Genomic DNA, 8,589 nt, shown 5'->3' with positions numbered 1-8,589 from the left:
AGTCGGTTAGAATACCGGCCTGTCACGCCGGGGGTCGCGGGTTCGAGTCCCGTCCGCTCCGCCAACATTCCTGCAAAGGCCCGATGCGTTCGGGCCTTTGTCTTTTCTGCTTCCAGTGAAGCGCGATACGCTAGCCGGTTGCTGCGCAGTCCCATTCAGGGAGCGATGCATTGCAGACCATCAGTGTGTTGGCCGTCTCCGGCAGCTTGCGAGCTGCCTCCATCAATACCGCCTTGCTGCAAGCTGCATGCAGGGTGGCGCCCGAGGGCATGTCCATCGTGCCGTTCGCGCGCCTTGGGGAGTTTCCGCTGTTTAATCCCGACACAGAATATCCATTGCCAGCGCCCGTGCAGGCGTTCCGTGAACTGATCAATAGCGCCGACGGCGTGCTGATCGCCAGCCCTGAATATGCTCACGGGGTGACGGGCGTGATGAAGAATGCGCTGGACTGGGTAGTCGGCTGCGAAGCGTTCGTCCACAAGCCGACAGCGGTCCTGAACGCGTCGCCGCGCGCGATGCACGCCGATGCGGCCCTCAAGGAAACGCTGTCCGTGATGTCGGCCGATTTGGTGACCTCGGCTTCAATCACGCTGCCCGTGCTGGGCGCCAAGCTCGGCGCTGAAGGCATTGCCGGACATCCGGAAGTCGCAGCGGCGTAGCGCGGCGCATTGGACGCGCTGCGGCAGCATATCGGCCGATGCAAACAATGGGGCGGTCGTACGCCGGAATGACCGGCTCAGCCGCGCGTCCTGATAGAATCGACAAATTTCCTTTCTTCCCCTCACCCCGGCATGCTTGATTTCGTACGTACGCATCGGCGCTTGATGTTTCTGGTGCTGCTGATTCTGGTGTTCCCGTCGTTCGTGTTCTTTGGCGTGCAGAGCTACTCGCACTTCATGGACAGCTCGCACGATGCCGCCAAGGTGGACGGCAAGGTCATCACGACCAACGAGGTCGATGCGCGCGTGCGCGAGCAGACCGAGCGTCTGCGCCAGATGCTGGGCGCGCAGTACGACCCGCGCCAGTTCGAGGGCCCGCAGATGCGCCGCGATGTGCTCGACGGCATCATCCAGCAGCGCGTGATGGCCAACGAGGCCGCGCGCGATAACCTGAACGTGTCCAACGAGAAGATCCGCGACACGATCTTGCAGATTCCCGCCATTGCAGCGCTGCGCAAGCCGGACGGCTCGTTCGATGAGCAGGCCTACGTGCAACTGCTAGCCTCGCGCAACATGACGCCCGATCAGCTTGATGCGAATCTGCGCGGCGAGCTGGTGTCGCAGCAGATCCCGCAATCGGTCACGACGACGGCCTTCGTGCCGAAGTCGCTGGTGGACCGTCTGATCCAGGCGCGTGACCAGCAGCGCGAAGTGCAGGCACTGGTGTTCAAACCGGCCGACTACGCCAGCAAGGTGGCCGTCGACGCCAAGGCCATCCAGGCCTACTACGACGCGCACCAGCAGGAATTTGCCGTGCCCGAGCAGGTCAAGGCCGAGTTCGTCGTGTTCTCCGGCGAGGACATGATGAAACAGCTGCCGGTCACGCCCGAGCAGCTCAAGGAGTACTACGATCAGAACGCCGCGCGCTTCAAGACCGAAGAGCAACGCCGCGCCGCGCACATCCTGATCAAGCTGCCCGACAACTCCAAGCCCGCCGACAAGGATGCCGCCAAGAAGCGCGCCGAAGAGGTGCTGGCCGAAGTGCGCAAGAACCCGGCAAGCTTTGCCGAGCTGGCCAAGAAATACTCGGGCGACCCGGGCTCGGCCGCGCAGGGCGGTGAACTGGGCTTCCTCGCCAAGGGTGCGACCGTACCGCAATTCGAGACCGCGCTGTTCGCCCTCAAGCAGTCGGGTGACATCAGCGATGTGGTCCAGAGCGACTTCGGCTTCCACATCATCAAGCTCGAAGAAGTGAAGGGCGGCGGCGTGCAGCCGCTGGAAGCGGTCAAGCCTGAGCTGGAGCGCGAAGTGCGCACGCAGCTGGCCAACAAGAAGTACAGCGAGCTGGCCGATGCGTTCTCCAACACCGTGGAAGACCAGTCCGACAGCCTGAAGCCGGTGGCCGACAAGCTCAAGCTGCAGGTCCAGACCGCTGACAACGTCACGCGCATGCCGAACCCGGCACGGGCCAATAGCCCGATCAACAACGACAAGGTGCTCAAGGCGCTGTTTGCCGACGACGTGATCAAGAACCACCGCAACACGTCGGCGGTGCAGGTCGGCCCAACCACGCTGGTGGCGGCGCGCGTGGTGGACTACCGCGCAGCCTCGGTCAAGAAGCTGGCCGACGTGCAGGACCAGGTGAAGGCCAAGGTGCTGGCTGAGCAGTCGGCGGCGCTGGCCAAGAAGGCTGGTGAAGAGAAGCTGGCCGCGGTCAAGCAGAGCAACAGCGCCGACGGCTTTGCCGCCGCGCAGACGGTGTCGCGCCAGCAGGGGCAAGCCGTGCCGCCGCAGGCGCTGGCCGCGATCCTGCGCGCCGACGCCGCCAAGCTGCCGGCGACCATCGGTGTCGACCTGGGCGCCCAGGGCTATGCGCTGTACCGCATCAACAAGGTGCTGCCGCCGGCCAACGTGGACGAGGCACGCCGCGCCGCCGATGCGCAGCAACTCGCGCAAGTCGCCGGCCAGGCCGATTTCAACGCCTACTACGAAGCGCTGAAGGCGCGCGCGAAGGTGAAGGTCAACGCCGGTGTCATCGATGCGACCAAGCCGGCCAATACGGCGGACGACGCTTCCTGACGCTCAGGCGAAACGCCCAACAAAAAGCCCCCTCGATGAGGGGGCTTTTTTTTTGCCGAACCGAGCGCTCAATCGAGCGGTTTGCCGATCCGCGCGATGCGGGGCAGATACCACCGGTCGGGATCGAACGACACGGCCACATGCGACGCGCGCGCGATCAGGTTCGCACGTGGCACCAGCCCGAAGTAGCGCGAGTCGCGGCTGTTGTCGCGGTTGTCGCCGAGCATCAGGTAGTGGTCGGCCGCTACGGTGATGGGGCCGAAGCTGCGTCGCGCGGGCACCTCCGGCAGCACCATCACCGGATGCGAGCGGCCGGGCAGCACTTCGGCCCAGAGATCGTGCGGCAGAGCGGCTGTGGCCTGCAGCAGGGTGCCGGGGGCCACGTCCGGCAGCGGCGTGTAGGCGACGCGCTGGTGGTTGATATAGAGCGCCTCAGCGCGCATCTCGACCACGTCGCCGGGCAGCCCGATCAGGCGCTTGACCAGCTTGGTGCCGTCTTCCGGCGAGGAGAAGACGACGATGTCGCCGCGCTTGGGTTCAGCGCCGCGCTTGAGCCAGACCGTGGTGGCGGGCACGCGCACGCCGTAGGCAAGGCGGTTCATCAGGATGGTGTCGCCTTCGACCAGCGTCGGGTTCATCGAGCCGCTGGGCACGACCGACCAGTCGGCAATGCAGGCCCGGAACGCGAACAGCAGCGACATGCCGACCAGGAAGCGCTTGTTGTCCCGTGCCGCTTTCAATGATTTCGCCAGCAACGTCATGTTGTCCCCCGTGATGGAATGGCGATGGCCCGTTGCGCCGTGGCTTCTGTGAGCACATGGACGCTGCGGGCGATCATCCTCCGACCCGGCGTTTGAGCAGAGGTTCCAGCTTCGGCCAGACGTTGTCGAGCAAGGTCGGCTGTGCAGCGGCGACAGGATGGATGTGGTCTTCCTGGAACCACTCCGGCCGCTGCACCACCCCGTCGAGCAGGAACGGCACCAGCGGTAGCTTGTACTGCTGTGCCAGCTTGCCGTACATGGTGAAGAAGCGTTCGCCGTATTCCATGCCGTAGTTGGGCGGGATGCGCATGCCGATCAGCACCACCCTGGCGCCCGCCGCCTGCGATGCCTCGATCATGGCCTTCAGATTGGCCTCGCTGGCCGTGAGCGAGAGGCCGCGCAGCGCGTCGTTGGCGCCGAGTTCCAGCACCACCACCTCGGGCTTCTCGCGCGCCAGCACGGCGGCCAGGCGCGCGCGCCCGCCTGAGGTGGTGTCGCCGCTGATGCTCGCATTGGCGACGCTATAATCGAGCTTTCGTTCCTTGAGGCGGTTGTCCAGCAGCGCAACCCAGCCGGCGCCTTGCGTCAGGCCGTATCCCGCCGACAGGCTGTCGCCCAGCACCACCACACGACGCTGCGTGCCGGCCACCGGGTTCTGCGCGGTGGCATCGGGTACGGCCACAAACAGCCCCGTCACGGCGCAGCATGCGGCTGCCAGCAGCATCTTCACGCTACGCCTTCTCATCGCTTCCTTTTCGATCATGTCGTCTTCCGCTGCCTGGGTGATTGAAGTCGATTCGCTGCACAAGACCGTGCGCGACGCCACTGGCGAGTTGCCTATTCTGAGCGATGTTTCGTTTCGCGTGGAAGCGGGCGAGACGCTGGCGATTGTCGGTGCATCGGGGTCCGGCAAGTCGACGCTGCTTGGGTTGTTGGCCGGGCTCGACTTGCCGACCTCCGGCACAGTCAAGCTGCTGGGGCACAGCCTGTTCGGCCTGGATGAGGATGGGCGCGCGGCGGTGCGCGGCAATCACGTCGGCTTTGTATTCCAGTCGTTCCAGCTGCTGCCGCACCTGACGGCACTCGAGAACGTGATGCTGCCGCTGGAGCTGCAAGGCGACGTGAGTGGCGCCGAGATGCGCCGACGCGCCACGGCATTGCTGGAGCGCGTAGGCCTGGGCGCTCGGCTGGCGCATTATCCCAAGACGCTCTCGGGCGGCGAGCAGCAGCGTGTAGCACTGGCCCGCGCGTTCGTCACCGAGCCTGACATCCTCTTTGCCGATGAGCCCACGGGCAGCCTCGACACCGCCACCGGTGAAGCCGTCATCGCATTGATGTTTGAGTTGAACCGCGGTGCCGGTTCCACGTTGGTGCTGGTCACGCACGACCGCTCGGTCGCGGCGCGTTGCAGCCGCATCCTCACCATCGAGGCGGGCCACCTGGTCGGCGACGAGACCGTCACCGAGCTCTGAACGTTTGCGGTTTAGGAAGTTGTCGTGACGGCCGCTTAGAGGGCCGTCTTGGCGCGGCGGATCAATGCGGCCGTGGACGCATCATGCGCCACCGAGGCTGGTGCGCCTTCCAGTTCTGCCTGGATGGGCTTGGCCAGTTTCTTGCCCAGCTCCACGCCCCACTGATCGAACGAGTTGATGTTCCAGATCGCGCCCTGCACGAAGGTGCGGTGCTCGGCGCAGGCGATCAGCGCGCCGAAGGTGGCGGCATCGAGCCGCTCCATCAGGATCGTGTTGCTGGGGCGGTTGCCCTCGAACACCATGTGCGGTACCAGCGCCTCGTCGGTGACGCCGCCCGCGCGCACCTCATCGGCGGTGCGGCCGCGCAGCAGCGCCTCGCCCTGGGCGAAGCAGTTGGCGAGCAGCTTGGCGTGATGGCCGGGCAGGCTGCGCACCGGTTCGAGCGTGGTGATGAAATCCACCGGCACGATCTGCGAGCCCTGGTGGATCAATTGGAAGTACGCATGCTGGCCGTTGGTGCCAGCCGTGCCCCAGACGATGGGGCCGGTATCCGTGTCGATGGCCGCGCCATTGCGCTGCACGGACTTGCCGTTGCTCTCCATCTCCAGTTGCTGCATGAAGTCGGTCAGCAGCTCCAGCGGCGCGCAGTAGGGCACCGTGCAGGCGCTGGCGGCGCCGAAGAAGCCGCGATACCACACCGACAGCAGCCCGAGAATGAGCGGCATGTTCGCGCGCGGCGCTGCCGTGGCGAAGTGCTGGTCCATCGCACGCGCGCCATCGAGCATCGCCTCGAACTGGTCCGGCCCCAGTGCCAGCACGATCGACAGGCCCACTGCCGACCACAGCGAGAAGCGCCCGCCCACCCAATCCCAGAAGGTGAACATGTGGTCCGGGTCGATACCGAAATCGATCACCGCATCCCGGTTGGTGGAGACGGCCACGAAGTGCTGCTTGAGCTGGTCGTCCGCCACGCCGTGCTCGACGAACCAGCGGCGCATGCTATGCGCGTTGGCCATGGTCTCGAGCGTGGTGAAGGTCTTGGAGCAGACGATGGCGAGCGTGGTGTCAGGGTTCAGGCCGTCGAGCGTCTCGGCCAGGTCGGTGCCGTCGACGTTGCTGACGAAATGCACGCGCACTTGCGGTACGGCGAGGTGGGACAAGGCACGGCACACCATGCGCGGGCCGAGGTCCGAGCCGCCGATGCCGATGTTGACCACGTCGGTGATGCGCTGGCCGGAGTGGCCGGTCCACGCGCCGCTATGCACGCGGTTGGCGAAGTCGCGCATCTGGGCGCGCACGCGCAGCACGTCGGGCATCACGGGCACGCCGTCGGCACGGTAGTCGTCTTTGGCACGGCCGCGCAGGGCCACGTGCAGGACGGAGCGGTGCTCAGTGTTGTTGATGCACTCGCCGCGCAGCATCGCATCGCGCAGGGTCAGCACACCGGCTTCATCGGCCAGCTTGAGCAGCAGGGCGAGCGTGTCCGGCGTGATGCGGTTCTTCGAATAGTCGAGTGTCAGGCCGGCCGCCTCCAGCGTGAAGGCGCGTACCCGTTCCTCGGCATCCGGTGCGGCAAACCAATCGCGCATGTGGGCAGCGCGGATCGTTTGGGCATGTTGCGTCAGGGATTGCCAGGCGGGTAGGGCGGAGGGCATGCGGCGTGACATCAGCGAGGGAAAACGAATGCGCAGTATAACGGCGCACTGTGGCGATGTTCTACCGGTGTGCGTCTGACGCGAGCAAGGCATTCAGCAAGCGCCTTGCCGGTGCGCACAATTCGCCGGCATGCAGGCCGATGGGGCCGGCGCCCGCCGCAACCAGATCGTCAGCGGCGCGGCCGTGCAGCCAGACGCCAGCCAGCGCGGCCTCGCGCGCCGGCACACCCTGCGCGAGCAGCGCGCCGATCATGCCGGTGAGCACGTCACCGGTGCCGCCAGAGGCCAGCCCGCCGTTGCCGGTGGTGTTGATGACGGGCGGTACGCCAGGCGCCGCGATGACGGTGCCCGAACCCTTCAACACGACGACCGCGCCGGTGCGATTGACCAGCGCCAATGCCGCGGCCAAGCGGTCACGCTGCACGGCAGAGGCATCGGTCTCCAGCAGCCGGGCGGCTTCGAGCGGATGCGGTGTCAGCACCATCGGCGCGCCGCTCGCGGCCAGCCGCGTCAAACGCGTGAGCAACGCGGGCGCCTTGGCAAACAGGTTCAGCGCATCGGCATCGAACACGGTGGCGATGCGTTCGGACAGCATCCGATCGAGCAGATGATCCAGCGCCGCATACGCTTCCTGGCCGATGCCCATGCCGGGGCCGACGGCCAGTGCCTGCATGGCGCCCAGATCCAGCGCGCCCCAGGTGTGCAGCATCAATTCCGGCTGGGCGGGGTCGACGCGCGGTGCATCGTCGGCCAAGGACACCACATGCACCTTGCCCGCGCCGAGGTACAGCGCCCCGCGTGCCGACAGCAGCGGTGCGCCCACCATCCCTTGCGCGCCCCCCACGATGGCCACGCTGCCATACGTGCCCTTGTGGCCGTTGTGGCGGCGGCGCGGAATATGGGCGAGCCAGCGCGCCGGCGTGTTGAGCAGCGCATCGGCCTCCACCACGCCGTCATAGGCGGGCTGGGCGGCCTGCAGGTCGGCCAGGGCGAGGTCCCCAGTGGCGTCGCGGCCGTCGCCGGTGAAGAGCCCCGGCTTGGTGGCCAGGAAGGTGAGCGTGGCGCGCGCCTGCACCACCGGCGACTCCGGCGCGGGCGGTTGCCCGGTATCGCTGTTCAGGCCGGAGGGAATGTCCAGCGCGTAGACCGGCAGGCCAGTGGCGTTCATGGTGTCGACCAGGGCCGCGTGCAACCCTGTCAACGGCCGCGTCAGGCCGATGCCGAACAGCCCGTCGACGATGGCCGTGACCGTGGCGGGCACCGACACCGGCGCGTGGATCGCTTCGATCGGGACGTTGGCTGCGCAGGCTTCGGTCCAGGCGCGGCGGGCGTCGTCGGGCAGGTGCGCTGGGTCGGCAGCCAGCCAGACGGTGACGGCGCGGCCGGCCAGGTGCAGCACCGTTGCCGCGACCAGCGCATCGCCCCCGTTGTTGCCTGGGCCGGCAACCAGCAGCAGATGGCCGTGCGGCGCACGCACCTGCAGCCATTCGGCTGCCGCCTCGCCGGCGCGGGCCATCAAGGTGAAGGGTTCGAGCGCGCGGTAGGCGGCGGTCTCCAGCGCGCGGATGCCGGCGGTGCCAAGCAGCAGGTCGGCGCCATGGTGTGCGGCGAGCGCACCGCCGATCAGGATTTCGCGCCAGGAGGGGTGTGCAGACATGGTGGACGGGCCCTAGGGTCGAACTGGGACGAACATGACGATCTATTCTCTTACAATAGCTGGCGTTGCCGTTCATTTCTGCCCGCGAGTCACGCATGCCCAAGTCGTCGTCCACGCTGAAAACCGATCTGCCGGAATCCGCCGCCGGGGAGACCGAAGGGGGTGGCAAGGGCGGGCCGATCGTGTCTTCTTCGCACCTGGTGTCGGCGCGCAGCCCGGAGCTGTCGGAGTTCGAATTCGCGCTCAACACGGCCTACAACGCCTACAACCGCTGGTGCGTGCGCTGCATGGCCGCCGCCGGCGTGC

The 8,589-nt window shown here is 66.7% G+C and carries 7 protein-coding genes and 1 pseudogene; 4 read left to right on the top strand and 4 right to left on the bottom strand.

Annotated elements, in window-relative coordinates:
• Nucleotides 1-170 precede the first annotated feature (170 nt).
• Together QZ609_RS21395 and QZ609_RS21390 are read left to right on the top strand one after the other, a co-directional pair.
• The gene (locus tag QZ609_RS21395) at nt 171-659 is read left to right on the top strand and encodes an NADPH-dependent FMN reductase (RefSeq protein WP_295499319.1); all 489 of its coding nucleotides are present in this window, start codon (nt 171-173) and stop codon (nt 657-659) included.
• A gap of 132 nt (nt 660-791) precedes the next feature.
• Nucleotides 792-2,738: a SurA N-terminal domain-containing protein gene (locus tag QZ609_RS21390; RefSeq protein ID WP_295499317.1), complete on the top strand. Its 1,947-nt coding sequence runs from the start codon at nt 792-794 to the stop codon at nt 2,736-2,738.
• A gap of 68 nt (nt 2,739-2,806) precedes the next feature.
• Here the strand turns inward: QZ609_RS21390 and lepB are convergent, their stop codons facing one another.
• Both lepB and QZ609_RS21380 read right to left on the bottom strand, forming a co-directional pair.
• On the bottom strand, nt 2,807-3,499 hold the full coding sequence (lepB, locus tag QZ609_RS21385) for a signal peptidase I (RefSeq protein WP_295499314.1): 693 nt from the start codon (nt 3,497-3,499) through the stop codon (nt 2,807-2,809).
• Between the two features lie 73 nt (nt 3,500-3,572).
• Complete coding sequence (locus QZ609_RS21380; RefSeq protein ID WP_295499322.1) at nt 3,573-4,223, bottom strand: arylesterase; 651 nt, start codon at nt 4,221-4,223, stop codon at nt 3,573-3,575.
• A 37-nt stretch (nt 4,224-4,260) separates the two neighbouring features.
• Here QZ609_RS21380 and QZ609_RS21375 point away from each other — a divergent pair, with 37 nt between their 5' ends.
• Complete coding sequence (locus QZ609_RS21375; protein ID WP_295499311.1) at nt 4,261-4,971, top strand: ABC transporter ATP-binding protein; 711 nt, start codon at nt 4,261-4,263, stop codon at nt 4,969-4,971.
• 35 nt (nt 4,972-5,006) lie between these two features.
• On the opposite strand, the gene pgi is transcribed toward QZ609_RS21375, so the two are convergent.
• Both pgi and QZ609_RS21365 read right to left on the bottom strand, forming a co-directional pair.
• A complete protein-coding gene (gene pgi, locus QZ609_RS21370) occupies nt 5,007-6,626 on the bottom strand; it encodes a glucose-6-phosphate isomerase (RefSeq protein WP_295499309.1) in 1,620 nt (539 codons plus the stop codon).
• 61 nt (nt 6,627-6,687) lie between these two features.
• Nucleotides 6,688-8,283, bottom strand: a complete 1,596-nt coding sequence (locus QZ609_RS21365) for an NAD(P)H-hydrate dehydratase (protein WP_295499306.1) — start codon at nt 8,281-8,283, stop codon at nt 6,688-6,690.
• 95 nt (nt 8,284-8,378) lie between these two features.
• On the opposite strand from QZ609_RS21365, the pseudogene QZ609_RS21360 reads away from it, so the two are divergent.
• Nucleotides 8,379-8,589: pseudogene (locus QZ609_RS21360) on the top strand (transcriptional regulator); the annotation flags it as partial.

Source organism: uncultured Ralstonia sp. (genome assembly GCA_913056305.1).
Classification (GTDB): Bacteria; Pseudomonadota; Gammaproteobacteria; order Burkholderiales; family Burkholderiaceae; genus Ralstonia.
This window is presented reverse-complemented; position numbering and strand designations above follow the sequence as displayed.

Bases quoted from the DNA above. Each gene is read 5' to 3' on its own strand.
- QZ609_RS21380 (WP_295499322.1), bottom strand. From the start codon at position 4,223: ATGCTGCTGGCAGCCGCATGCTGCGCCGTGACGGGGCTGTTTGTGGCC.
- pgi (WP_295499309.1), bottom strand. From the start codon at position 6,626: ATGCCCTCCGCCCTACCCGCCTGGCAATCCCTGACGCAACATGCCCAA.
- QZ609_RS21365 (WP_295499306.1), bottom strand. From the start codon at position 8,283: ATGTCTGCACACCCCTCCTGGCGCGAAATCCTGATCGGCGGTGCGCTC.
- QZ609_RS21375 (WP_295499311.1), top strand. From the start codon at position 4,261: ATGTCGTCTTCCGCTGCCTGGGTGATTGAAGTCGATTCGCTGCACAAG.
- lepB (WP_295499314.1), bottom strand. From the start codon at position 3,499: ATGACGTTGCTGGCGAAATCATTGAAAGCGGCACGGGACAACAAGCGC.
- QZ609_RS21390 (WP_295499317.1), top strand. From the start codon at position 792: ATGCTTGATTTCGTACGTACGCATCGGCGCTTGATGTTTCTGGTGCTG.